The sequence below is a fragment of the Pseudomonas synxantha genome, assembly GCF_900105675.1.
GTDB classification, from domain to species: Bacteria; Pseudomonadota; Gammaproteobacteria; order Pseudomonadales; family Pseudomonadaceae; genus Aquipseudomonas; species Aquipseudomonas synxantha.
In genome coordinates, this window is sequence record NZ_LT629786.1 from 1518811 (window position 1) to 1543072 (window position 24262).

Annotated in this window: 24 protein-coding genes; 10 read left to right on the forward strand and 14 right to left on the reverse strand. The window is 60.1% G+C overall.

All coding sequences use genetic code 11. The annotated features are described in order from the left end of the window. Positions 1 to 38: 38 nt before the first annotated feature. Together BLU48_RS07190 and BLU48_RS07195 are read right to left on the reverse strand one after the other, a co-directional pair. Positions 39 to 485: an NUDIX hydrolase gene (locus BLU48_RS07190; RefSeq protein WP_057024321.1), complete on the reverse strand. Its 447-nt coding sequence runs from the start codon at positions 483 to 485 to the stop codon at positions 39 to 41. Positions 486 to 705: 220 nt separating this feature from the next. Next, positions 706 to 2931 carry an NADP-dependent isocitrate dehydrogenase gene (locus BLU48_RS07195; RefSeq protein ID WP_057024322.1) on the reverse strand — a complete coding sequence of 742 codons (2226 nt, stop codon included), beginning with the start codon at positions 2929 to 2931 and terminating at the stop codon, positions 706 to 708. A 492-nt stretch (positions 2932 to 3423) separates the two neighbouring features. Here BLU48_RS07195 and icd point away from each other — a divergent pair, with 492 nt between their 5' ends. Continuing rightward, the gene (icd, locus tag BLU48_RS07200; protein WP_057014646.1) at positions 3424 to 4680 is read left to right on the forward strand and encodes an NADP-dependent isocitrate dehydrogenase; all 1257 of its coding nucleotides are present in this window, start codon (positions 3424 to 3426) and stop codon (positions 4678 to 4680) included. A gap of 63 nt (positions 4681 to 4743) precedes the next feature. Here the strand turns inward: icd and cspD are convergent, their stop codons facing one another. After that, a complete protein-coding gene (cspD, locus tag BLU48_RS07205; RefSeq protein ID WP_057024323.1) occupies positions 4744 to 5022 on the reverse strand; it encodes a cold shock domain-containing protein CspD in 279 nt (92 codons plus the stop codon). A gap of 224 nt (positions 5023 to 5246) precedes the next feature. Here cspD and clpS point away from each other — a divergent pair, with 224 nt between their 5' ends. Continuing rightward, positions 5247 to 5615: an ATP-dependent Clp protease adapter ClpS gene (gene clpS, locus BLU48_RS07210; RefSeq protein WP_005789091.1), complete on the forward strand. Its 369-nt coding sequence runs from the start codon at positions 5247 to 5249 to the stop codon at positions 5613 to 5615. Between the two features lie 29 nt (positions 5616 to 5644). Beyond that, entirely contained in the window at positions 5645 to 7915 is a 2271-nt protein-coding gene (clpA, locus tag BLU48_RS07215; RefSeq protein WP_057024324.1) for an ATP-dependent Clp protease ATP-binding subunit ClpA, read from the forward strand. A 246-nt stretch (positions 7916 to 8161) separates the two neighbouring features. Here the strand turns inward: clpA and infA are convergent, their stop codons facing one another. From infA to aat, 3 genes are all read right to left on the reverse strand, one after another. Continuing rightward, on the reverse strand, positions 8162 to 8380 hold the full coding sequence (gene infA / locus BLU48_RS07220; protein WP_002553999.1) for a translation initiation factor IF-1: 219 nt from the start codon (positions 8378 to 8380) through the stop codon (positions 8162 to 8164). Between the two features lie 100 nt (positions 8381 to 8480). Further along, positions 8481 to 9188, reverse strand: a complete 708-nt coding sequence (locus tag BLU48_RS07225; protein ID WP_057024325.1) for an arginyltransferase — start codon at positions 9186 to 9188, stop codon at positions 8481 to 8483. A 57-nt stretch (positions 9189 to 9245) separates the two neighbouring features. Continuing rightward, on the reverse strand, positions 9246 to 9926 hold the full coding sequence (aat, locus tag BLU48_RS07230) for a leucyl/phenylalanyl-tRNA--protein transferase (RefSeq protein ID WP_046068632.1): 681 nt from the start codon (positions 9924 to 9926) through the stop codon (positions 9246 to 9248). Between the two features lie 497 nt (positions 9927 to 10423). On the opposite strand from aat, the gene ftsK reads away from it, so the two are divergent. The 6 genes from ftsK to cysG are packed head-to-tail and all read left to right on the forward strand — an operon-like array spanning position 10424 to position 17926. Further along, the gene (ftsK, locus tag BLU48_RS07235) at positions 10424 to 12832 is read left to right on the forward strand and encodes a DNA translocase FtsK (RefSeq protein WP_034120236.1); all 2409 of its coding nucleotides are present in this window, start codon (positions 10424 to 10426) and stop codon (positions 12830 to 12832) included. Positions 12833 to 12886: 54 nt separating this feature from the next. Further along, a complete protein-coding gene (lolA, locus tag BLU48_RS07240) occupies positions 12887 to 13510 on the forward strand; it encodes an outer membrane lipoprotein periplasmic chaperone LolA (RefSeq protein WP_003174700.1) in 624 nt (207 codons plus the stop codon). A gap of 27 nt (positions 13511 to 13537) precedes the next feature. Continuing rightward, positions 13538 to 14863 (forward strand): replication-associated recombination protein A, encoded by a 1326-nt coding sequence (locus tag BLU48_RS07245; RefSeq protein WP_057024326.1) that lies wholly within the window; start codon positions 13538 to 13540, stop codon positions 14861 to 14863. Further along, positions 14860 to 15234 (forward strand): fluoride efflux transporter CrcB, encoded by a 375-nt coding sequence (gene crcB, locus BLU48_RS07250; RefSeq protein ID WP_057024327.1) that lies wholly within the window; start codon positions 14860 to 14862, stop codon positions 15232 to 15234. The genes BLU48_RS07245 and crcB overlap by 4 nt, the downstream gene beginning before the upstream one ends. A gap of 16 nt (positions 15235 to 15250) precedes the next feature. Further along, positions 15251 to 16531 carry a serine--tRNA ligase gene (gene serS, locus BLU48_RS07255; protein ID WP_046068630.1) on the forward strand — a complete coding sequence of 427 codons (1281 nt, stop codon included), beginning with the start codon at positions 15251 to 15253 and terminating at the stop codon, positions 16529 to 16531. Next, complete coding sequence (gene cysG / locus BLU48_RS07260; RefSeq protein ID WP_057024328.1) at positions 16532 to 17926, forward strand: siroheme synthase CysG; 1395 nt, start codon at positions 16532 to 16534, stop codon at positions 17924 to 17926. Between the two features lie 114 nt (positions 17927 to 18040). On the opposite strand, the gene BLU48_RS07265 is transcribed toward cysG, so the two are convergent. From BLU48_RS07265 to tusD, 6 genes are all read right to left on the reverse strand, one after another. Further along, a complete protein-coding gene (locus BLU48_RS07265; protein WP_057024329.1) occupies positions 18041 to 19036 on the reverse strand; it encodes a glutathione S-transferase family protein in 996 nt (331 codons plus the stop codon). Between the two features lie 86 nt (positions 19037 to 19122). Further along, on the reverse strand, positions 19123 to 20124 hold the full coding sequence (locus BLU48_RS07270; RefSeq protein ID WP_057024330.1) for a glycosyl transferase family protein: 1002 nt from the start codon (positions 20122 to 20124) through the stop codon (positions 19123 to 19125). After that, positions 20121 to 20456, reverse strand: a complete 336-nt coding sequence (locus BLU48_RS07275) for a TusE/DsrC/DsvC family sulfur relay protein (protein ID WP_046068626.1) — start codon at positions 20454 to 20456, stop codon at positions 20121 to 20123. Before BLU48_RS07275 ends, BLU48_RS07270 begins: the two co-directional genes overlap by 4 nt. After that, entirely contained in the window at positions 20453 to 20731 is a 279-nt protein-coding gene (tusB, locus tag BLU48_RS07280; RefSeq protein ID WP_057024331.1) for a sulfurtransferase complex subunit TusB, read from the reverse strand. Before tusB ends, BLU48_RS07275 begins: the two co-directional genes overlap by 4 nt. Beyond that, positions 20731 to 21081: a sulfurtransferase complex subunit TusC gene (gene tusC / locus BLU48_RS07285; protein ID WP_043046620.1), complete on the reverse strand. Its 351-nt coding sequence runs from the start codon at positions 21079 to 21081 to the stop codon at positions 20731 to 20733. The genes tusB and tusC overlap by 1 nt, the downstream gene beginning before the upstream one ends. 1 nt (position 21082) lies before the next feature. Then, on the reverse strand, positions 21083 to 21475 hold the full coding sequence (gene tusD / locus BLU48_RS07290; RefSeq protein WP_057024332.1) for a sulfurtransferase complex subunit TusD: 393 nt from the start codon (positions 21473 to 21475) through the stop codon (positions 21083 to 21085). Positions 21476 to 21632: 157 nt separating this feature from the next. On the opposite strand from tusD, the gene BLU48_RS07295 reads away from it, so the two are divergent. Then, entirely contained in the window at positions 21633 to 22808 is a 1176-nt protein-coding gene (locus BLU48_RS07295) for a CaiB/BaiF CoA transferase family protein (protein ID WP_057024333.1), read from the forward strand. Positions 22809 to 22900: 92 nt separating this feature from the next. Here BLU48_RS07295 and BLU48_RS07300 read toward each other — a convergent pair whose 3' ends face one another. Both BLU48_RS07300 and BLU48_RS07305 read right to left on the reverse strand, forming a co-directional pair. Further along, complete coding sequence (locus BLU48_RS07300; protein WP_043046725.1) at positions 22901 to 23395, reverse strand: SprT family zinc-dependent metalloprotease; 495 nt, start codon at positions 23393 to 23395, stop codon at positions 22901 to 22903. Positions 23396 to 23524: 129 nt separating this feature from the next. Next, the gene (locus BLU48_RS07305) at positions 23525 to 24127 is read right to left on the reverse strand and encodes a Yip1 family protein (RefSeq protein ID WP_043046623.1); all 603 of its coding nucleotides are present in this window, start codon (positions 24125 to 24127) and stop codon (positions 23525 to 23527) included. Positions 24128 to 24262 lie beyond the last annotated feature (135 nt).

Genomic DNA, 24262 nt, shown 5'->3' on the forward strand with positions numbered 1-24262 from the left:
AAAAAGGACGCGATTCTATCAGGCCCGGGCCGCTAAGGCTAAAGAGAAGGGCGGATCAATTCGAGACTGTGCCTGTGGCCTGCCAGATAATCATCGATACAGCGGATGATCAGCTCGCTGCGCCAGTCGTCGCGCACGACCATCAGCTCGTCACGGGTCATCCAGCGGGCGCGGAGGATGCCGTCGTCGAGTTTATAGCCTGGGTGGTGTTTCAGCGCTTTGGCGATAAAGCAGACCCGTTGATAGGTCACGCCGTTGCTGGGGGCAGTGTAGAGGTAAATGCCGACGATGCCGGTGGCTTCGACATCCCAGCCGGTTTCCTCGAGGGTCTCGCGCACGGCGGCTTCGGTCAGGGTTTCGTTCGGGTCCAGGTGGCCGGCGGGCTGATTGAGCACGGCGCGGCCGCCCTTGAGTTCTTCGACCATCAGGAAACGGCCGTTGTCTTCGACGATGGTGGCGACAGTGATGTGGGGGAGCCAGGTCATGGGATGCCTCGATTCAGGACGCAGTGCGTCTTACAGCAGGATTACAGTCAGTGTGGGAGGGGGCTTGCCCCTGATGAGGGGGGGTCAGTAAATACATCTGGGGCTGACCCACTGCCATCGGGAGCAAGCCCCCTCCCACATTTTTATCCGGTTTCTACAGTTGAGCGGTAGAAACAGAAACCCCGGCACTTGGCCGGGGCTTCTTTGCAGCTTTACAACCTTACTTCAACTTGGCAATCGCCGCATTGAGGGTGTTGCTTGGGCGCATGGCCTTGCTGGTCAGCTCCGGGTTCGGCGCGTAATAGCCGCCGATGTCCACGGGCTTGCCCTGTACGGCGTTGAGCTCGGCAACGATGGTTGCCTCGTTCGCGGCCAGGGTCTGGGCAAGTGTGCCGAACTGCGCTTGCAGTGCAGTGTCTTCGGTCTGGGCGGCCAGGGCTTGTGCCCAGTACAGCGCGAGGTAGAAGTGGCTGCCGCGGTTGTCGATGTTGCCGACTTTGCGCGATGGCGACTTGTTGTTGTCGAGGAACTGGCCGGTGGCCTGGTCCAGGGTCTTGGACAGTACCAGCGCTTTGGGGTTGTTGTAGGTCACACCCAGGTGCTCAAGGGATGCGGCCAGGGCCAGGAACTCGCCCAGGGAATCCCAGCGCAGGAAGTTTTCTTCCAGCAGTTGCTGCACGTGCTTCGGCGCCGAACCGCCAGCGCCGGTTTCGAACAGGCCGCCGCCGTTCATCAGCGGCACGATCGACAGCATCTTGGCGCTGGTGCCCAGTTCCATGATCGGGAACAGGTCGGTCAGATAGTCGCGCAGTACGTTACCGGTCACCGAGATGGTGTCCAGGCCCTTGCGGGTGCGCTCCAGGGTGAACCTCATCGCGTCGACCGGGGCCATGATGCGGATGTCCAGGCCTTCGGTGTTGTGATCTTTCAGGTACGCCTGGACTTTCTCGACCACCACGCCGTCGTGGGCGCGCTGAGGGTCCAGCCAGAAGATGGCCGGGGTGTTGCTGGCGCGGGCACGGTTGACGGCGAGCTTGACCCAGTCCTGGATCGGCGCGTCCTTGGTCTGGCACATGCGGAAGATGTCGCCGGCTTCGACTTTCTGTTCCATCAGCAGGTTGCCCTGGCTGTCGGTGACGCGGACGACGCCGTCGGCCTTGATCTGGAAGGTCTTGTCGTGGGAACCGTACTCTTCGGCTTTCTTGGCCATCAGGCCAACGTTTGGCACGCTGCCCATGGTGGTCGGGTCGAAGGCGCCATTGGCCTTGCAGTCTTCGATGACCGCCTGGTAGATGGTGGCGTAGCAGCGATCCGGGATCACCGCCTTGGTATCGTGCAGCTGGCCGTCAGTGCCCCACATCTTGCCGGAGTCACGGATCATGGCGGGCATCGAGGCGTCGACGATGACGTCGCTCGGCACGTGCAGGTTGGTGATGCCTTTGTCGGAGTTGACCATTGCCAGGGCAGGGCGAGCGGCGTACACCGCCTGGATGTCAGCTTCGATCTGCGCTTGCTGGTCGGCCGGCAGCGCCTTGATGCGGGCGTACAGGTCGCCGATGCCGTTGTTCAGGTTGAAGCCGATCTGCTCCAGCACCGCAGCGTGCTTGCTCAGGGCGTCTTTGTAGAACTCGGCAACGATCTGGCCGAACATGATCGGGTCGGAGACCTTCATCATGGTGGCTTTGAGGTGAACCGACAGCAGCACGCCTTGTTTCTTGGCGTCTTCGATTTCAGCGGCGATGAAGCTGCGCAGGGCTTTTTTGCTCAGCACGGCGGTGTCGATGATTTCGCCGGCCTGGACGCTGGTCTTTTCCTTCAGCACGGTGGTGGTGCCGTCCTGGGCAACCAGCGCAATTTTGACAGCATCAGCGGCTTCGATCTGCACGGCTTTTTCGCTGCCGTAGAAGTCGCCATTGCTCATGTGGGCGATATGCGACTTGGAGTCGGCAGCCCAGGCGCCCATCTTGTGCGGGTGCTTGCGTGCATAGTTCTTGACCGACAGCGGTGCGCGACGGTCGGAGTTGCCTTCGCGCAGGACCGGGTTCACGGCGCTGCCCTTGACCTTGTCGTAACGTGCACGGGTTTCTTTTTCCGCGTCGGTGGTTACGGTTTCAGGGTAGTCCGGCAGGGCATAGCCCTGGGCCTGCAGTTCCTTGATCGCGGCTTGCAGCTGCGGGGTCGAGGCACTGATGTTCGGCAGCTTGATGATGTTGGCTTCAGGTGTAACGGCCAGGTCGCCCAGTTCGGCGAGGTGGTCCGGGATAGCCTTGTCGCCCAGTTGCTCGGGGAAGCTTGCGAGGATGCGCCCTGCGAGGGAAATGTCGCGGGTTTCCACGGCAATATCAGCGGAAGCGGTGAAGGCCTCTACGATAGGCAGCAGTGAATAGGTGGCGAGGGCTGGGGCTTCGTCGGTGAAGGTGTAGATGATCTTCGAGCGGGTGGGCATATTCGGATTAACTCTCTTCTTTGCTGAAAGCGTGCGCAGAAACTCGAGATGCGCCGGGTGGAGCGCGTTCGTTCAAGTCATCCATGAGCGAAAGGTCGAGGTTTCTTCGCGGTGATGTTGGGTTGCATCAGTCGAGCGTCAAGCGGGTGGACTATTGTATTAGTCCTGCTTTGCAGCGGAGGGCCATGTTCTAGAGCGGTCCGCCGTCGTGACTCTTTGGTCAGCGGCGGCATTATACATAGGTCGCTATGCTTACGCCGAGCCTTCATACAAAAGGCGGGTCGTCCATTGGTCTAAAGGTCGCAGGTGCCGGGTTACGCCTAAAGTCGCACGTTGTGCTCAGGATTGGCACTTTTCCCTTTGATTTCAGGCTTGTAGGCGACAAATTATGCTGTTTTCGATGCAAATGAGCATGGCGCGAGGTTTCAGTCGCCATTTATCTGGAGTAGGCTCGAACGCAGCCAGATGTTCAATCCATAGATGGAGTTCAGCATGGGATACAAGAAGATTCAGGTTCCGGCAGTCGGCGACAAAATCACCGTCAATGCAGACCATTCTCTCAATGTTCCTGACCAACCGATCATTCCCTACATCGAAGGTGACGGTATCGGTGTCGACATCAGCCCGGTGATGATCAAGGTGGTCGACGCAGCTGTTGAAAAGGCTTACGGCGGCAAGCGCAAGATCTCGTGGATGGAGGTTTACGCCGGCGAAAAGGCTACACAGGTCTACGACCAGGATACCTGGCTGCCCCAGGAAACCCTGGATGCGGTCAAGGATTACGTGGTGTCCATCAAGGGACCGCTGACCACACCGGTCGGTGGTGGTATTCGCTCGCTGAACGTGGCGCTGCGTCAGCAGCTCGACCTGTATGTGTGCCTGCGCCCGGTGCGCTGGTTCGAAGGCGTGCCCAGCCCGGTCAAGAAACCTGGCGACGTGGACATGACCATCTTCCGCGAGAACTCCGAGGATATTTACGCCGGCATCGAGTGGAAGGCGGGTTCGCCGGAGGCGATCAAGGTAATCAAGTTTCTCAAGGAGGAAATGGGCGTTACCAAGATTCGTTTCGACCAGGATTGCGGGATCGGCGTCAAGCCGGTGTCGAAAGAAGGCACCAAGCGCCTGGCGCGCAAGGCCCTGCAATATGTGGTGGATAACGACCGTGACTCGCTGACCATTGTGCACAAAGGCAACATCATGAAGTTCACCGAAGGTGCCTTCAAGGAATGGGCCTACGAAGTGGCGGCTGAAGAGTTCGGTGCGACCCTGCTGGACGGCGGCCCGTGGATGCAGTTCAAGAACCCCAGGACCGGCAAGAATGTGGTGGTCAAGGATGCCATCGCCGACGCCATGCTCCAGCAGATCCTGCTGCGTCCAGCTGAATATGACGTCATCGCGACGCTTAACCTGAACGGCGACTACCTGTCTGACGCCTTGGCGGCGGAAGTGGGCGGTATCGGCATCGCGCCGGGGGCCAACCTGTCCGACACCGTGGCGATGTTCGAAGCGACCCACGGTACGGCGCCCAAATATGCGGGCAAGGACCAGGTCAACCCGGGCTCATTGATCTTGTCGGCAGAAATGATGCTGCGCCATATGGGCTGGACCGAGGCGGCTGACCTGATTATCAAGGGCACCAATGGTGCGATTTCGGCCAAGACCGTGACCTATGACTTCGAGCGCCTGATGGAGGGCGCCACGCTGGTGTCGTCGTCTGGGTTTGGCGATGCGTTGATCAAGCACATGTAAGCAGGCAAAACAACCGGCCGTTCTGATGACTCAGAATGGCCGGCTTGGCATTCAAGGCTTTGCTCAGTGGCTGATCAGGCCAGTCGCTTTTTTGATTTTTTGAGCGGGCGCTTCCGTTTTTGCAGTGTCTTTAGGGTCGTTGGGCGTACTGATATTCACAGCGTGCATGCCCTTGGGGCCTTGAATAATTTCAAAGCAGACAGGCTGGCCCGCTTTCAGTGTCTTGTACCCATCCATCTTGATCGTCGAGTAATGCGCAAAAAGGTCTTCATCCTTGCCGTCCTCGATAATGAAGCCGTAACCCTTGGCATTGTTGAACCACTTGACCTTACCGCTAGCCATTCCCATATCCCTCTGCACCAGACTCCATCACTGGAGTATCATCCTGTCTATCCGTCCTAACCCGAATAAATAAGGTTGACTGCGCGGACCTTTTTTACCCACTGTGGGTTCTATTGGTTGTAACACCGATTCGCCGATAGTCAAGGCGACCAGCCGGTCAGAGTTGAAATTCTGACAGGTCGCCCCCACCACTGTAATTGAACCACTGACGAACCTTTCTTTCCATGCATGCAAACAGCCAGATTCGACTAACATTCAATCAGGATCGCCCGGATCAGGAACATGATGACGACGGTTCTGCAGGCATTGCTGTCCAGGAGGCCAAGCCTGCTTTACAGGCGCCGCCGATGTACAAGGTGGTTTTGTTCAATGATGACTACACACCGATGGATTTCGTCGTCGAAGTGCTCGAGGTGTTTTTTAACCTGAACCGCGAGTTGGCGACCAAGGTAATGCTGGCCGTTCACACAGAAGGACGGGCAGTATGTGGAGTGTTTACCCGCGACATCGCCGAGACAAAGGCCATGCAGGTCAACCAGTACGCCAGGGAAAGCCAGCATCCGCTACTCTGTGAAATCGAGAAGGACGGTTAACGCCGACCACTTGGGTATGAGGTGAAGCTATGTTAAACCGCGAGCTCGAAGTCACCCTTAATCTTGCCTTCAAGGAGGCTCGTTCGAAGCGTCATGAATTCATGACCGTCGAACACCTGCTGCTGGCACTTTTGGATAACGAAGCTGCCGCCACCGTTCTGCGTGCGTGCGGCGCCAACCTCGACAAGCTCAAGCATGACCTGCAGGAGTTCATCGACTCCACAACGCCACTGATCCCCGTGCATGACGAGGACCGTGAAACCCAGCCAACCCTGGGCTTCCAGCGGGTATTGCAGCGTGCTGTTTTCCACGTTCAGAGCTCCGGTAAGCGTGAGGTCACGGGCGCGAACGTGCTTGTGGCAATTTTCAGCGAACAGGAAAGCCAGGCCGTGTTCCTGCTCAAGCAGCAGAGCGTTGCCCGTATTGATGTAGTCAATTACATCGCCCACGGTATCTCCAAAGTGCCTGGGCACGGCGATCATTCCGAGGGTGAGCAGGAAATGCAGGATGACGAGGGCGGTGAGTCTTCTTCTTCGGGCAATCCACTGGATGCCTACGCCAGCAATCTCAACGAATTGGCGCGCCAGGGGCGGATCGATCCGCTGGTGGGGCGTGAGCTTGAGGTTGAGCGTGTGGCGCAGATCCTTGCTCGTCGGCGCAAGAACAATCCGTTGCTGGTTGGGGAGGCGGGCGTGGGTAAAACCGCGATCGCCGAAGGCCTGGCCAAGCGCATTGTCGACAATCAGGTCCCAGACCTGTTGGCCAATAGCGTTGTCTACTCCCTTGACCTGGGCGCCTTGCTCGCCGGGACCAAGTACCGGGGCGATTTCGAGAAGCGCTTCAAGGCGCTGCTCGGCGAGCTGAAAAAACGCCCGCAGGCGATCCTGTTTATCGACGAGATCCACACCATTATCGGCGCTGGTGCAGCATCCGGTGGGGTAATGGACGCCTCCAACCTGCTCAAGCCGCTGCTGTCGTCGGGCGATATCCGCTGCATCGGCTCGACCACGTTCCAGGAGTTCCGTGGCATCTTCGAGAAAGACCGTGCCCTGGCGCGCCGCTTCCAGAAAGTCGACGTGTCCGAGCCTTCGGTTGAAGACACCATCGGCATCCTGCGCGGGCTCAAGGGGCGCTTCGAGGCGCACCATGGCATCGAATACACCGATGAGGCCCTGCGTGCCGCGGCTGAGCTGGCGTCGCGCTACATCAATGACCGGCACATGCCGGACAAGGCCATCGACGTGATCGACGAGGCGGGGGCCTATCAGCGCCTGCAACCGGTCGAGAAGCGTGTGAAGCGCATTGACGTGCCTCAGGTCGAGGATATCGTGGCGAAGATCGCGCGGATTCCGCCAAAACACGTCACCAGTTCCGACAAGGAGCTGCTGCGTAACCTGGAGCGCGACCTCAAGCTCACCGTGTTTGGTCAGGATGCGGCGATCGATTCGCTGTCCACCGCGATCAAGTTGTCCCGTGCGGGCCTCAAGTCGCCGGACAAGCCGGTCGGGTCGTTCCTGTTCGCAGGCCCTACCGGGGTCGGCAAGACCGAAGCGGCGCGGCAATTGGCCAAGGCCATGGGGATCGAGCTGGTGCGTTTCGACATGTCCGAGTATATGGAGCGCCACACCGTGTCGCGCCTGATCGGTGCGCCTCCGGGCTATGTCGGCTTCGACCAGGGCGGCCTGTTGACCGAGGCGATCACCAAGCAGCCGCATTGCGTACTGTTGCTCGATGAAATCGAGAAGGCTCACCCGGAAGTCTTCAACCTGCTGCTGCAGGTCATGGACCACGGAACCCTGACTGACAACAACGGGCGCAAGGCGGACTTCCGCAACGTAATCGTGATCATGACCACCAACGCCGGTGCTGAAACCGCTGCGCGGGCCTCTATTGGCTTCACGCATCAGGATCACTCCTCCGATGCCATGGAAGTGATCAAGAAGAGCTTCACGCCGGAGTTCCGCAACCGTCTGGACACCATTATCCAGTTTGGTCGCCTCAGCCATGAGGTCATCAAAAGCGTGGTGGACAAGTTCCTCACCGAGCTTCAAGCGCAACTGGAAGACAAGCGCGTGCAGCTGGATGTGACGGAAGCGGCGCGCAGCTGGATCGCAGAGGGCGGCTACGACGCGGCAATGGGCGCTCGCCCGATGGCGCGTCTGATCCAGGACAAGATCAAGCGGCCGTTGGCCGAAGAGATCCTGTTCGGCGAACTCTCCGACCATGGCGGCGTGGTGCATATCGACCTGAAGGACGGCGAGCTGACCTTCGATTTCGAGACCACGGCGGAAATGGCCTGATCGTTCTGCAGCAACAAAAAAAGGCGCCGAAAGGCGCCTTTTTGCTGACTTGAAATGCAATTCCCAGAACAGTGGAGATCCACTGTGGGAGGGGGCTTGCCCCCGATGGCGGTGGCTCAGCAACAGATTAGTTGCCTGACACACTGCTATCGGGAGCAAGCCCCCTCCCACAAGGTTCCTCATTGCTTGGTAAATCCCGCACACACAAAAACGCCCGGCATAACCGGGCGTCTTGTATTGACTTGCTTAACGAGCGCGGTAAGTGATGCGCCCTTTGCTCAAGTCATAGGGCGTCAGCTCGACGCGCACTTTGTCACCGGTAAGAATACGAATGTAGTTCTTGCGCATCTTGCCGGAGATATGCGCGGTTACGACGTGCCCATTTTCCAACTCCACACGAAACATGGTGTTGGGCAGGGTGTCGACGACAGTGCCTTCCATTTCGAAGCTGTCTTCTTTCGACATGCAGTAAAGCCCTCGGTATCCAGTGAATGGCCCGGTGCAACTGCGCCAGGCAAAAGCGGCGTGCATTGTGCCCGAAAAAGGGTGTTTAAGCCAAGGGGTTCTAGTTAAGCGTGACCCATCTTTGATTAATCAGCAGCTCAATGGGCCGATATTGGGTCTTGTAGTTCATCTTTTTGCAGTTCTTGATCCAGTATCCGAGGTATACCGCGTCCAATTCCTGGCGCAGTGCCTCGCCTATTTGCCAGAGGATGGCAAAGCGTCCGAGGCTGCGGCGTTCTTCGGCCGGTTCATAGAAGGTGTACACCGCCGACAGGCCGTTGGGCAGCAGGTCGGTGACGGCTACGGCCAGCAGGCGACCGTCGAGGCGGAACTCGTAGAAGCGCGAGAACGGCAGGTCGCGTACCAGGAAGGTAGAAAATTGATCGCGGCTGGGCGGGAACATATCGCCATCGGCGTGACGTTGTTCGATATAGCGCTGGTAAAGATCGAAATATTCTTCACTGTACAGCGGCTTGGTGGCCGTTACCGTCAGGTCGGCGTTGCGCTTGAGGATGCGTTTCTGATTTCGATCCGGCAGAAATTGCGTGACAGGGATGCGCGCCGGTACGCAGGCATTGCAATTCTGGCAATGAGGTCGGTACAGGTGATCACCGCTGCGCCGAAACCCCATCTCGGACAGGTCGGCGTACACATGCACGTCCATCGGCTGGCTGGGGTCGAGGAACAGCGTGGTGGCCTGCTCGTCGGGCAGGTAGCTGCAAGAGTGGGCTTGAGTGGCATAAAACTTCAAGCGCGCCAGCTCGGTCATGATCAACCCTCGGGTTAAAGCTTTGAAATAAGTGTAAGCCAGGTGGGCGAAAGTCGCCTAGGAAACCCATGGTCCAGAGCTGGGCTGGTCCAAATGTTTACGCAGGAAGTCTGCGAAGTCGCTGCGCGGTATGGCGCGGGCACCCAGGCTATGCAGGTGATCGTTGGGCATCTGGCAGTCGATGAGCACAAAGCCCCAGGCCTGCAATTGGCGGGTGAGTGTGGCGAAACCAAATTTTGAGGCGTTGTCGGCGCGGCTGAACATGGACTCGCCAAAGAACAGTTGGCCCATCGCCAGGCCATACAGGCCACCCACCAGTTCGCCCTGGTCCCACACCTCGACGGAATGGGCGTAGCCACGCTGGTGCAGCGCCAGATAGGCGCTCTGGATGCCTTCGGTGATCCAGGTGCCATCCGCATAGGCTCGGGGCGCGGCGCAGGCCTGGATGACTGCTGCGAAGTCCTGGTCGAAAGTCACTGTATAGCGTTGTTGGCGTAATAGCTTGGCGAGACTGCGTGAAACATGCAGCTCGTCGGGGAAGATCACTGTGCGCGGGTCGGGTGACCACCAGAGGATCGGCTGGCCTTCGGAGAACCACGGAAAGCAGCCGTGGCGATAGGCTTGGATCAGACGTTCGGCCGACAGGTCACCACCGGCGGCGAGCAGGCCATTGGGTTCGCGCATGGCCTTAGCCAAGGGTGGGAAAGTCAGGGTGTCGCGTTGTAACCAGGTCAGCATGGCATCCAGGCTTATGGCAGGGGAGGGGAGTGGCAGGCAACGCCTGCCCCGCAAGCGTTGATTATTGTCGACCCGGCGCCAGGGGGCCAGCCCGAATAGGTTATCGGCCAGGATTAGCATGAGCGGGTGTTTCTGCAACTCCGTGCATCAGGCGTGGTCGTAATCGGGGCTGAGGCATGCCGGCCATCTGCCAAGCTTGCCTGGATTGCTAAATACAGCTCATAAGCCTTTGTCAGCAAAGACAATGCATGCTCAAATTGAACAGGCTGTGACAAGGCAATTGTCCAGTCGGCCGGGTGAAGGGCAAGTGTGTGGCATCGCGCACGCAAACCCGTACAATGCGGCCATTGTGGCGTTATCGCCATTTCACCTATCCATTACCCGGTGTTAAAAGTAGATTCAGCAACATTCGTTCATTTTTCAGCTGCTCGGGATAGAGCAGTCATGTGTAGTCATTCAACAGATGGACGCGCTAAAGGCGCAGGAAAAGACCCGTTTTGAAGAAATCCGCCGCAGCACCTAAAGCAGCAGTCGTACCGGCCTGGCGCCAGCACCTGCATTATCGACTCAAGGAAGGCGCACTGATTGCCATCGGTGCCCTGTGCCTGTTCCTGATGATGGCCTTGCTCACCTACGGCAAGGACGACCCGGGCTGGAGCCATAACAGCAAGATCGATGATGTGCAGAATTTCGGTGGCCCCGTAGGTTCGTACAGTGCCGACATCCTGTTCATGATCCTGGGTTACTTCGCCTACATTTTCCCGCTGCTGCTGGCGATCAAGACCTGGCAGATCTTCCGCCAGCGCCATGAGCCATGGCAGTGGAGTGGCTGGCTGTTCTCCTGGCGCCTGATCGGCCTGGTGTTCCTGGTGCTGTCCGGTGCGGCGCTGGCGCATATTCACTTCCATGCGCCGACCGGCCTGCCGGCGGGCGCGGGCGGGGCCCTGGGCGAAAGCCTCGGCGACCTGGCACGCAGGACCCTGAATATCCAGGGCAGTACCCTGATGTTCATCGCGCTGTTCCTGTTCGGCCTCACGGTCTTCACCGACCTGTCATGGTTCAAGGTGATGGATGTGACCGGCAAGATCACCCTTGACCTGTTCGAACTGTTCCAAGGCGCCGCCAACCGCTGGTGGGCCGCCCGTGTGGAGCGCAAGCAGATGGTTGCGCAGCTTCGCGAGGTGGACACCCGTGTCAACGAGGTGGTGGCCCCAAGCACCCCGGACCGGCGCGAGCAGGCCAAGGTCAAGGAGCGCTTGATCGAACGTGAGCAAGCCCTGAGCAAGCACATGTCGGACCGCGAGAAGCAGGTGCCGCCGGTGATCGCGCCGGCACCGCCCAAAGCGCCGGAACCCAGCCATCGCGTGCAGAAAGAGAAACAGGCGCCGTTGTTCATCGACAGCGCCGTGGAAGGCACCTTGCCGCCGATCTCGATTCTCGACCCGGCAGAAAAGAAACAACTCAATTATTCCCCGGAATCCCTGGCGGCTGTCGGCCACCTGCTGGAAATCAAGCTCAAGGAGTTCGGTGTCGAAGTTTCGGTGGACTCGATCCACCCAGGCCCGGTGATTACCCGTTACGAAATCCAGCCCGCCGCAGGGGTGAAAGTCAGCCGCATTTCCAACCTGGCGAAAGATTTGGCACGCTCCCTGGCTGTGACCAGCGTGCGGGTGGTGGAAGTGATCCCGGGCAAGACCACCGTGGGTATCGAGATTCCCAACGAAGACCGCCAGATCGTGCGTTTCTCCGAAGTACTGTCGACCCCGGAATATGACAACTTCAAGTCACCGGTTACCCTGGCCCTAGGCCATGACATCGGCGGCAAGCCGGTGATCACCGACCTGGCGAAAATGCCCCACCTGCTGGTGGCCGGTACCACCGGTTCCGGTAAGTCGGTGGGTGTGAACGCGATGATCCTGTCGATCCTGTTCAAGTCCGGGCCCGATGATGCCAAGCTGATCATGATCGACCCGAAAATGTTGGAACTGTCGATCTACGAAGGCATTCCGCACCTGCTGTGCCCGGTGGTCACCGACATGAAGGACGCCGCCAACGCTCTGCGCTGGAGCGTGGCCGAGATGGAGCGCCGCTACAAGCTGATGGCTAAGATGGGCGTGCGCAACCTGTCGGGCTTCAACGCCAAGGTCAAGGAAGCCCAGGATGCCGGTACGCCGCTGACCGACCCGCTGTACAAGCGCGAGAGCATCCATGATGAAGCCCCGCTGCTGACCAAGCTGCCGACCATCGTGGTGGTGGTCGATGAATTTGCCGACATGATGATGATCGTCGGCAAGAAGGTTGAAGAACTGATCGCGCGTATCGCCCAGAAGGCCCGTGCCGCCGGGATTCACTTAATCCTGGCGACACAGCGTCCTTCGGTTGACGTGATCACCGGCCTGATCAAGGCCAACATCCCGACACGCATGGCGTTCCAGGTGTCCAGCAAGATCGACTCGCGCACCATCATCGACCAGGGTGGCGCCGAGCAACTGCTGGGCCACGGTGACATGCTCTACATGCCGCCCGGCACCAGCCTGCCGATCCGCGTGCACGGGGCCTTCGTGTCCGATGACGAAGTCCATCGCGTGGTCGAAGCCTGGAAGCTGCGCGGCGCGCCGGAATACAACGATGACATCCTCGCTGGCGTCGAAGAGGCCGGCAGCGGCTTCGACGGTGGCAGTGGCGGTGGCGACGATGATGCCGAAACCGACGCGTTGTACGACGAAGCGGTGGCCTTCGTGCTGGAAAGCCGTCGTGCCTCGATCTCTGCTGTACAACGCAAGCTGAAGATCGGCTACAACCGCGCCGCCCGCATGATCGAAGCCATGGAACACGCCGGCGTCGTGACGGCCATGAACACCAACGGCTCGCGTGAAATCATCGCCCCCGGGCAGATGCGCGACTGACCCCGTGGCGCGTGGCAACACGCGCCACGCCCTGACCATTCAATGAGGACTCCCATGCGCTTTATCCGCATGCTGTTGTTGCCGGCCTTGGCCCTGACCGCTGTCTCGGCCCATGCTGATCCGGCTTCCGTCGCCAGCCTGAAGAACCTGTTGGACAAATCCCAGACCTTGACCGCGCGTTTCTCGCAGTTGACCCTGGATGCCGGTGGCACCCAACTGCAGGAAACTGCCGGCGAAATGGCGGTGCAGCGTCCGGGTTTGTTCTACTGGCATACCGAAGGCAAGGCCGAGCAGACCATCGTTTCCGATGGCCAGAAAGTCACCCTCTGGGACCCGGACCTGGAACAGGCGACCATCAAGAAGCTCGACCCGCGCCTGAACCAGACCCCGGCGCTGCTGCTCTCGGGTGACGTGTCGAAAATCAACGACAGTTTCGACATCACTTCCAAGCAGACCAGCAACGTGATCGAGTTCACCCTCAAGCCAAAATCCAAGGACACGCTGTTTGACACGCTGTCCCTGTCGTTCGGCAACGGCGTGATCAATAACATGCGCCTGGTCGACAGCGTTGGCCAGCGCACCGATATCCTGTTTTCCGGGGTCAAGGCCAACCAGCCGGTGCCTGCCTCCAAGTTCAAGTTCGACATCCCCAAGGGTGCCGACGTGATCCAGGAATAAACTGCCCAGAGGTTTCAAGCGCTGCCCATGGATCTGTTTCGAAGTGACCCGATTGCCCAGCCCCTGGCCGCGCGCCTACGCTCGACCAACCTGGATGAGTACGTCGGTCAGGAACACCTGCTCGCTCGCGGCAAGCCTTTGCGCGAAGCCCTGGAGCAGGGCGCGCTGCACTCGATGATTTTCTGGGGCCCGCCAGGTGTGGGCAAGACCACCCTGGCGCGACTGCTGGCGAAAGTCTCGGATGCGCACTTTGAAACGGTCTCGGCGGTGCTGGCCGGGGTCAAGGAAATCCGCCAGGCGGTGGAGGTCGCCAAGCAGCAGGCCGGGCAATACGGCAAGCGCACCATCCTGTTCGTCGACGAAGTGCATCGCTTCAACAAGTCGCAGCAGGATGCGTTCCTGCCTTATGTCGAGGACGGCACGCTGATCTTTATCGGCGCCACAACCGAAAACCCTTCGTTTGAATTGAACAACGCGTTGTTGTCACGGGCACGGGTCTATGTGCTCAAGAGCCTCGACGAAACCGCGATGCGAAAGTTGCTGCAGCGCGCTTTGAGCGAAGACAAGGGGTTGGGCAAGCGTCAGCTGAGTCTCAGCGAGGAAGGCTTCAAGATTTTGCTGAGCGCTGCCGATGGCGATGGCCGACGCTTTCTCAACCTGCTGGAGAACGCCTCCGACCTGGCCGAAGACGGTGGTGAGATTGGCGTCGACCTGCTGCAAAGTCTGCTCGGTGATACGCGCCGGCGCTTCGACAAGGGCGGCGAAGCCTTCTACGATCAGATTTCCGCGCTGCACAAATCCGTACGCGGCTCCAACCCCGACGGCGCGCTGTACTGGTTTGCGCGCATGATCGACGGCGGTTGCGATCCGCTGTACCTGGCACGCCGCGTGGTGCGCATGGCCAGCGAAGACATCGGCAATGCCGACCCGCGTGCCTTGAGCCTATGCCTGGCCGCCTGGGAGGTGCAGGAGCGCCTTGGCAGCCCCGAAGGCGAGCTGGCGGTGGCCCAGGCCATCACCTACCTGGCTTGCGCGCCGAAAAGCAACGCGGTGTACATGGGCTTCAAATCGGCCCTGCGTGCGGCGGCCGAACATGGCTCCCTCGAGGTGCCGCTGCACCTGCGCAATGCGCCGACCAAGCTGATGAAGCAGCTGGGCTATGGCGATGAATACCGGTATGCCCATGATGAGCCGGATGCCTACGCAGCTGGCGAAGACTATTTTCCCGATGGACTGGCGCCGCAGCCGTTCTATCAGCCGGTGCCCCGTGGCCTGGAGCTGAAGATCGGTGAAAAACTCAATCATTTGGCCACTCTCGACCGTTTAAGCCCCCGGCAGCGGAGAAAATCATGATTCCCTTGGTTGTCGCCGTCTCGGCAGGTGGTGTTGCCGGTACACTGCTGCGCTTTGCCACCGGCAATTGGATTAACGCCAATTGGCCGAAACACTTCTATACGGCGACGCTCGCCGTTAATATCGTGGGCTGCCTGCTGATCGGCGTGTTATACGGCCTGTTTTTGTTACGCCCGGAGGTGCCTGTCGAGGTGCGTGCCGGATTGATGGTTGGCTTCCTCGGCGGCCTGACGACCTTTTCATCCTTTTCACTGGATACCGTGCGCCTGCTGGAAAGCGGGCAAGTGCCGCTGGCGATTGGCTATGCGGCCATCAGCGTATTCGGCGGGCTGCTCGCCACCTGGGCCGGCCTGTCCTTGACCAAACTTTGATAAACGAGAGACCGACATGCTCGATTCCAAACTGTTACGTAGCAACCTTCAGGACGTAGCGGACCGCCTGGCATCCCGTGGCTTTGCCTTGGATGTTGCGCGCATCGAAGCGCTGGAAGAACAGCGCAAGACCGTCCAGACCCGCACCGAAGCACTGCAGGCTGAGCGTAATGCGCGTTCCAAATCCATCGGCCAGGCCAAGCAGCGCGGCGAAGATATCGCGCCGTTGATGGCAGATGTCGAGCGCATGGGCACTGAGTTGTCCGAGGGCAAGATCGAGCTGGAAGGCATTCAGACCGAGCTGGATTCGATCCTGCTGGGCATCCCGAACCTGCCCCACGAATCCGTACCGGTTGGCGAAGACGAAGACGGCAACGTTGAAGTGCGTCGCTGGGGCACGCCCAAAGCCTTCGATTTCGAGATCAAGGACCATGTCGCCCTGGGTGAACTGACCGGTGGCCTGGATTTCGAGACCGCGGCAAAAATGTCCGGCGCGCGCTTTGCCCTGCTGCGCGGCCCGATTGCGCGCATGCACCGTGCACTGGCGCAGTTCATGATCAACCTGCACACCGGTGAGCATGGTTACGAAGAGGCCTACACCCCGTATCTGGTCCAGGCGCCGGCGCTGATGGGCACCAGTCAGTTGCCGAAGTTCGAGGAAGACCTGTTCAAGATCACTCGCGACGGTGAAGCTGACCTGTACTTGATCCCGACTGCCGAAGTGTCGCTGACTAACATCGTGGCCGGCGAGATCCTCGATGCCAAGCAATTGCCATTGAAGCTGGTTGCCCACAGCCCATGCTTTCGCAGTGAAGCCGGCGCGTCGGGTCGCGATACGCGCGGCATGATTCGCCAGCACCAGTTCGACAAGGTCGAGATGGTGCAGGTGGTCGAGCCGTCGACTTCCATGGAAGCCCTGGAAGGCCTGACCGCCAATGCCGAACGCGTGCTGCAACTGCTGGAGTTGCCATACCGCGTCCTGGCCCTGTGCACCGGCGACATGGGCTTCAGCGCCGTGAAGACCTACGACCTCGAGGTGTGGGTGCCGAGCCAGGACAAGTATCGGGAAATCTCGTCGTGCTCCAACTGCGGTGATTTCCAGGCCCGTCGCATGCAGGCGCGTTTCCGTAACCCGGAAACCGGCAAGCCGGAGCTGGTGCACACCCTTAACGGTTCGGGCCTGGCCGTAGGCCGTACCCTGGTGGCCGTGCTGGAAAACTACCAGCAGGCTGACGGCTCGATCCGTGTACCTGAGGTGCTCAAGCCGTACATGGGCGGCGTTGAGGTCATCGGCTAAATGGAATTTCTGCCGCTGTTTCATAACCTGCGCGGCAGTCGTGTGTTGGTCGTCGGTGGCGGGGAGATTGCCTTGCGCAAATCCCGGCTGCTGGCTGACGCCGGTGCATTGCTGCGGGTGGTTGCTCCCCAGATCGAAGACCAGCTGCGCGAGCTGGTGCTGGGCAGTGGCGGGGAACTGATTTTGCGCGGTTATCAGGAGGCCGACCTTGACGGTTGCACCCTGATCATCGCGGCGACCGACGATGAACCACTGAACGCGCAGGTGTCCAGTGACGCCAAGCGTCGCTGCGTACCGGTCAACGTGGTGGACGCGCCGGCCTTGTGCAGCGTGATCTTCCCGGCGATTGTCGACCGTTCGCCCTTGGTGATTGCGGTCTCCAGTGGCGGCGATGCGCCGGTACTGGCGCGCTTGATCCGGGCCAAGCTGGAAACCTGGATTCCTTCTACCTACGGTCAGTTGGCCGGGTTGGCGGCGCGTTTTCGTGCCCAGGTCAAAGGTTTGTACCCGGATGTGCAGCAACGCCGGGCGTTCTGGGAAGAGGTATTCCAGGGGCCGATTGCCGACCGTCAATTGGCCGGGCAGGGCGACGAGGCCGAGCGCCTGTTGATCGACAAGGTCAACGGCGCACCGCCGCACGCGCCCGGTGAGGTTTACCTGGTGGGCGCTGGCCCGGGCGATCCGGACCTGTTGACCTTCCGCGCCCTGCGCCTGATGCAGCAAGCCGACGTGGTGCTCTACGACCGCCTGGTGGCGCCGGCGATTCTCGAGCTGTGCCGTCGCGACGCCGAACGTGTGTACGTCGGCAAGCGCCGCGCTGACCACGCCGTACCGCAAGCCCGGATCAACCAGCAACTGGTCGACCTGGCCAAGCAAGGTAAGCGCGTGCTGCGCCTCAAGGGCGGCGATCCGTTCATTTTTGGGCGCGGTGGCGAAGAAATCGAGGAATTGGCGGCCCATGGCATCCCGTTCCAGGTGGTGCCGGGGATTACGGCGGCCAGTGGTTGCGCGGCGTATGCCGGGATTCCGCTGACGCACCGCGACTATGCGCAGTCGGTGCGTTTTATCACGGGACACCTTAAGAACGGTACGTCGGATCTGCCCTGGCAGGACCTGGTGGGGCCGTCGCAGACCCTGGTGTTCTATATGGGCTTGATTGGCTTGCCGATCATTTGCGAGCAGTTGATCAAGCACGGGCGCTCGGCGGAAACTCCGGCCGCTTTGATCCAGCAGGGCACCACCTCCAACCAGCGCGTGTTCACCGGCACCCTGGCTGACTTGCCACGTATGGTGGCGGAGCATGAAGTGCATGCGCCGACGCTGGTGATCGTGGGTGAGGTGGTGGTACTGCGCGAGAAGCTCAAATGGTTCGAAGGGGCCCAGTCTCAGGTGTGAGCCTTAAAAGCATCGGGAGCAAGCCCCCTCCCACATTTTGGTTTGTGAACACAGTCAAAATGTGGGAGGGGGCTTGCTCCCGATGGGGCCATCAAATACAACCGATGATCCCGATCAACTAAAGACACCTTTACCGGAAAGTCGCGCCCGATCATGGCTGTTGTCAAACCCCTGCAACGGCCCCTTCGGCACAATCCCGGTCGGATTGATCGTGCGATGACTGGCATAGTAATGCCCCTTGATATGGGCGAAATCCACCGTCTCCGCCACGCCCGGCCACTGATACATCTCCCTCAGCCAGTTCGACAAATTCGCATAATCCGCAATCCGCCGCAGGTTGCACTTGAAGTGGCTGTAGTACACCGCATCAAAACGAATCAGCGTGGTGAACAGCCGCACATCGGCCTCGGTCAGGTATTCGCCGGCCAGATAGCGATGGGTGCCCAGGTGCTGTTCCAAATGGTCCAGTTCGGCAAACACATCATCAAAAGCACTTTCATAAGCCTGTTGTGATGTGGCGAAGCCTGCGCGGTACACGCCGTTGTTCACGGCCGGGTAGATGCGTTCGTTCAGCGCATCAATAGTTGCGCGCAGTGACTCGGGGTAGAAGTCCAGCCTGTTGCCGGTCAGCCCGTTGAACGCGCTGTTGAACATGCGGATGATCTCCGCCGACTCATTGCTGACGATGCGCTTGAGCTTCTTGTCCCATAGCACCGGCACGGTGACGCGCCCGGTGTAATCGGCGGTTTCGGCGGTGTAGCGCTGGTGCATGAAGTCCAGACCGTCCAGTTTGTCGCCGCTGGAGCCGTGGGCCTTGTCGAAGGTCCAACCGTTTTCCAGCATCAACCAGCTGACCACCGAGACGTCAATCAGGCTTTCCAGGCCTTTGAGCTTGCGCAGGATCAAGGTGCGGTGCGCCCAGGGGCAGGCGAGGGAAACATAGAGATGGTAACGACCGGCCTCGGCCTGGAAGCCGCCTTCACCGCTGGGGCCAGGCTGGCCATCGGCGGTCACCCAGTTGCGGCGTTTTGCCTGCTCCCGCTGGAATGCGCCATCTGCGCTACTTTCGTACCACTGGTCTTTCCAGTGTCCTTCAATCAGCAAACCCATGACTGACTCCTTGGCTATAAGCGTTGGAGCCAGTCTAGCGGGGTGAGTTCGAACTAAAAGCGCAAAGACCCGGGCTTAATTATCGATTAAATCGATTTGTCCCGTGCGTCCCAGTATTGTCGGGCCAATTCGAACGCCTGTTGCCGTGGGTGACCGAGGCCGCGCAAGGCCAGGGCCATGGTGGCGATCAGGGCTAATTGTGGATAGCTGTCCTCGATCTCACCGCGCCACAGTGCTTTCAAGTGTTCAGGTTCCAGCGTCGCCGGCTTGACGTGACGCTGGGCGGAGAGGGCGGGCCACTCTTCGTCCCAGCTCTGGCCGCCAGTGGTGCCATACAAGTGACTGAGGGTGTCGGGGTTGATCTCGATCTCGCCACCGTCGCCCTTGACCACAATCACATTGTCACCGAGCAGGCCACTGGCATCGCGATGTACGCCCTGGTAACCCGGGTGGAAGATGCTTTGCAGGCCGCAACGCGCGTTCAGCGGGTTAAGCAACCGTGCTAGCGAATGGATGGGCGAGCGCAGGCCGAGGGTGTTGCGCAGGTCGATCATGCGTTGCAATTGCGGTGCCCAGTCGCCTAGCGGGATAAACGCCAGGTTGCCGTGCTCGAAGGCGCTCTCGACTTGCTGCCAATTGCGGCACAGCGGGATCCGTAGAGCCTCCAGCAACTGCTCGGTGTACAACCGGCCCGCCGTGTGGGCACCACCGCCGTGCATCAGGATGCGCACGCCGTTTTGTGCCAGGCACTTGGCCGCGAGCAGGAACCACGGCAGGTGGCGTTTCTTGCCGGCATAGGTCGGCCAGTCGATGTCCACATTCAGGGCTGGTGCGTTGAGCCGTTCACGTACCGCTTCGGTGAAGCCGGCAAGCTCTTCGGGGCTTTCTTCCTTGTGACGCAGCAGCATCAGGAAGGCACCGAGCTGGGTATCCTCGACCTTTTCGTCGAGCAGCATGCCCATGGCCTCCCGGGCTTCCTCGCGGGTGAGGTTGCGCGCGCCGCGCTTGCCTTTACCGAGGATGCGCACGAACTGCGCAAAGGGGTGCTCTTCAGGCGTTGCGAGGGTCAGGGGGGCAAAGTCGGTCATAAGCAATTCGTCGGCCTGGGCAGGCCCGCCAGCTTGGCGGCGAGTTTGGCGGGAGTGCCATTGAACAATTTGTTGAGGTGCAGGCTGTTGCCCTTTTCCGGGCCCAGCTTCAAGGCGGTGTACTTGATCAGCGGGCGCGTGGCCGGGGACAGCTGGAATTGGGCATAGAACTGGCGCAGCAGCCGGAGGATCTCCCAGTGATCCGGGGTCAGCTCCAGGGCTTCGGCGGCGGCCAGGGCCTGCGCCACCTCCTCGGACCAGTCATCCAGGTCGACGAGGTAGCCGTCCTTGTCCAGTTCCAGGGCGCGAGCGCCTACGGTCAAGGTGTTCATAGCCAGGTGTTGACCTTGTCGTAGTCGATCGACAGTTGTACGAAACCTGGGTAGTCCACACTGTCGGCCCAGTCGGGCAGGGGCAAATTACGCGCCTGCATGTCTTCGGCCAGTACAAACACCTTCACGCCCTTGGTGTGCAGGGCAGGGCTGTGCAAGCCGTAGGCGCCATCGCCGCAGAGCAGGATCGCGTCTTCGCGCCCACACAGGCGCAGGCAGCTGTCGAGGCGGCTATCGGTGAACGGAGAATGAGACAGCACATGTAAAGTTGACATCAGAGGGTTATCACCTGGTCGTAACGGTCAATCAGCCTGCAAATGTCTTCGTTGCCCAGGGGCTGGGCGCTGGCCGGCGGGGTGAGCCCGCGCTCCGCCAGGCTATGGCTGCAAGCGAATACGTCATCAATGCCAAACAGCCCCAATGCCTGCAGGTTGGCACCGAGGTCCTTTTGCTGCACAGCCTTGGCGTCCTGGTGCGGTGCCAGCTGAAACACACCGTCGTCAAGAAACAGCAGGCCAATGGGCAGATCAAACGCGCCACCGGCCAGCACGATATCCAGCGCTTCCCGCGCACTCGGCCCGGACCATGGGGCCTGGCGGCTGATTACCAACAGGGATTTGGACATGTCATGGCCCTCCAAAACAGATCAGGCGGTCGGCGCCCTGTATAGCGTCATGCAATTGCCCCAGGCCCGACAGCGCCCAGGGTGCCTCCAGGTTAACCGCGCTGCGTTGATAGCGCGTGGCTTCCTCGGCATTGAGCACGCCACGGCGCAAGGCCGCGGCGATGCACACCACGCCATCAAGCTGGTGCTGGCTGACAAATTCGCGCCATTGGCGGGCGATATCTTGCTCATCCTGGGGAGCAACGATGTTATTGGATGCGCTGTACACGCCATCTTGATAAAAAAACAGCCGCACAATCTCATGCCCGCCGGCCAGCGCCGCCTGGGCGAACAACAGGGCGCGGCGCGAGGAGGGCGTGTGGGCGGCGCTATACAGTGCAATCGCGAACTTCATGGAACACTCTGCCAACTAACGTGGGCCAATGATAAAGCCGCCGCCGCGAAAAAGCCCGCCGTGATCAAAACGGTCACTGCCGCTGATCGTTCTGACGATTGCCGGCAGGCGCAAGGCTGCCTAGTCTGTGGGGATTCGCAACCCGGATGGAGTCCGTATGTCAGGTCCCTTGGCGTCCCTTAAAGTGCTGGATTTTTCCACCTTGCTGCCCGGCCCGTTTGCCTCCTTGTTGCTGGCGGACATGGGCGCCGAGGTGTTGCGTATCGAATCGCCTACGCGCATGGACCTGCTGCGCGTATTGCCGCCCCATGACCGCGGCACGTCGGCGAGCCATGCCTATCTCAATCGCAACAAGCGCAGTCTGGCCCTGGATCTCAAGCAGGCCGAGGCGGTGGAGATCGTGCGTGAGTTGGTGAAGGAACATGACATTCTGGTCGAGCAGTTTCGCCCCGGGGTCATGGAGCGCCTGGGTTTGGGTTACGCGGCGCTGAAAGCGATCAACCCCCGGCTGATCTATGTATCGATTACTGGCTACGGCCAGACCGGCCCTTATAAGGACCGCGCCGGCCACGATATCAATTACCTGGCGTTGGCCGGCGTGGCCAGCCACACCGGGCGCCGGGACAGCGGGCCGCTGCCGCTGGGGGTACAACTGGCCGATGTGGCAGGCGGGTCGCTGCATGCGGTGGTGGGCTTGCTGGCGGCGGTGATTGCCAGGCAGCAGAGCGGGGTGGGACAGTACCTGGATGTGAGCATGACCGATTGCTCGTTCAGCCTGAACGCCATGGCCGGCGCCGGTTACCTGGCCTGCGGGGTGGAGCCTGAGTGGGAGAACCATGTGCTCAATGGTGGGAGTTTCTACGACTACTATCGCAGTCGTGATGGACGCTGGATGTCGGTGGGGAGTTTGGAGCCAGCGTTTATGCAGCAATTATGCGAGGCACTGGGACAGCCGGAGCTGGCGGCCCACAGCGTGAAGCCTGAACAGCAGGCCGTTCTTAAGCAGGCCCTGCGGGTGGAGTTTGAGAAGCGCAGCTTTGAGGAGCTTTGCGAGCTGTTCGCCGGGGTGGATGCGTGTGTGGAACCGGTGTTGAGCCTGGCGGAGGCTGTTGAACATCCGCAGTTGAAGGCTCGAGAACTGGTCAGCCAGGTGCCCAGAGGGGATGGCTCGACACAAGCGCAATTGGCCTGCCCGCTGAAGTTTTCCGAAGGTTTGCCAGAGCCTCGGCATATTGGTGTGGCAGTGGGGGCGCACAGTGATGAAGTGTTGGCGCAGTTGGGGTTCAGTGCTCAGCGGATAGAGGCGTTGCGGCAGGCCAGGGTGGTTGGGTGAATGTACTGGCCTCATCGGGAGCAAGCCCCCTCCCACCTTTGGATCTGTGAATACATTCTAAATGTGGGAGGGGCTTGCTCCCGATGAGGCCCTTATTCCACCCGTGTCTCCCCGGTATATACCAGGGTCTGCCGACACCGCCGACACAAATACCGCCGTCCCTGGTTCACCAACCCATGGCGCTGCGCCGAAAACGGAAAATCACTGTCCGCACACGGGCATCGGTAGATATAGCGCTTTACCTGGCGACGCTTGATCTCATAGGTATGGCAACGATCCGGCGGCAGTTCATAAACCCCGCGCATGATCAGCTGCCATTCCTCGCCATGGGGCTGGATACGTTCGCCGAACAACTGGTGGGCAATCAGGTGCGCCACTTCGTGGGCCACGGTTTGCTTGAGAAAGTGCTGGCTGTTTTCACGGTACAGCTGAGGGTTGAAGCGCAGCAGGTTCTCGTGCAAATGCGCGACACCGGCCTTCTGGCCCCGCAGCTTGAGGCTGACCTGGGGGCGTTTGAAGCTTCGTTTGAAAAAGGATTCGGCTTGCAGGAAACAATCTTCGACGCGGGTATTGAGTTGCTCGGGCATGCTGTACATATCTCCAGAGACACCCAGTATGCCGCAAAACCAGGTGTTTCCGAATCTGTCAGGCGCCGAATGGTCATGCATGACGCACAAAGCCACCTTGCGGTGGCCTTGCCCCAGGGTTTTGTTTGTTCAGCTGGTGTAGATCGGCCCGACGCCCAAGCCCCAGACGATGACAGTAAAGGCCATGATCGCCACCAGTACCACGAGGCCCACGGCCAATACCGAGCTGGAGAACAGGAAGCCTTCGTCCGGGTCGATGCTCATGAAAGTCGGCAAGCCCACATACAGCAGGTACACCGTGTAGCAGATCGCCGCCGTGCCGACGACCATGCCCAGCCACATATGCGGGTAGAGCGCCGCCAGCCCACCGATAAACAGTGGGGTCGCGGTGTAGGTGGCAAAGGCCACGCAACGGGCCATGCTGGGGCTGGCGTCGTAGGTGCGCGCCATCCAGTGAATGAACGCCCCCATCACTGCTACACCGCCGAGCATGGCGGCGTAAGACATCAGGGTCATCCACAGCGCGCTTTCCTGGGTCAGCATGACCGGCGCGCGGTTGCCGATGACCCAGCCGACCTGGGTGGTGCCGATAAAGGCAGATACGGCGGGGATCGCTGCAAGTATCAGGGTATGAGTGAGGTACATGTGGCCGATGCTTTCTTCCTTATCGCCACGAATTTCCCGCCATTCCTGGTCGGGATGGGTAAACAGCCCCACGACGTGATGGATCATGCCAGTCACTCCTGTCGTTATTACCATCGCCCCCCATCGGAGCGCCCACGGGCCAGATGGCCTGAAAGGTCTGGATATATGTGTGCGACCTCAAGTCGCAGTATAGGAAGTGATGACCGGAATAACTGTAGGGCC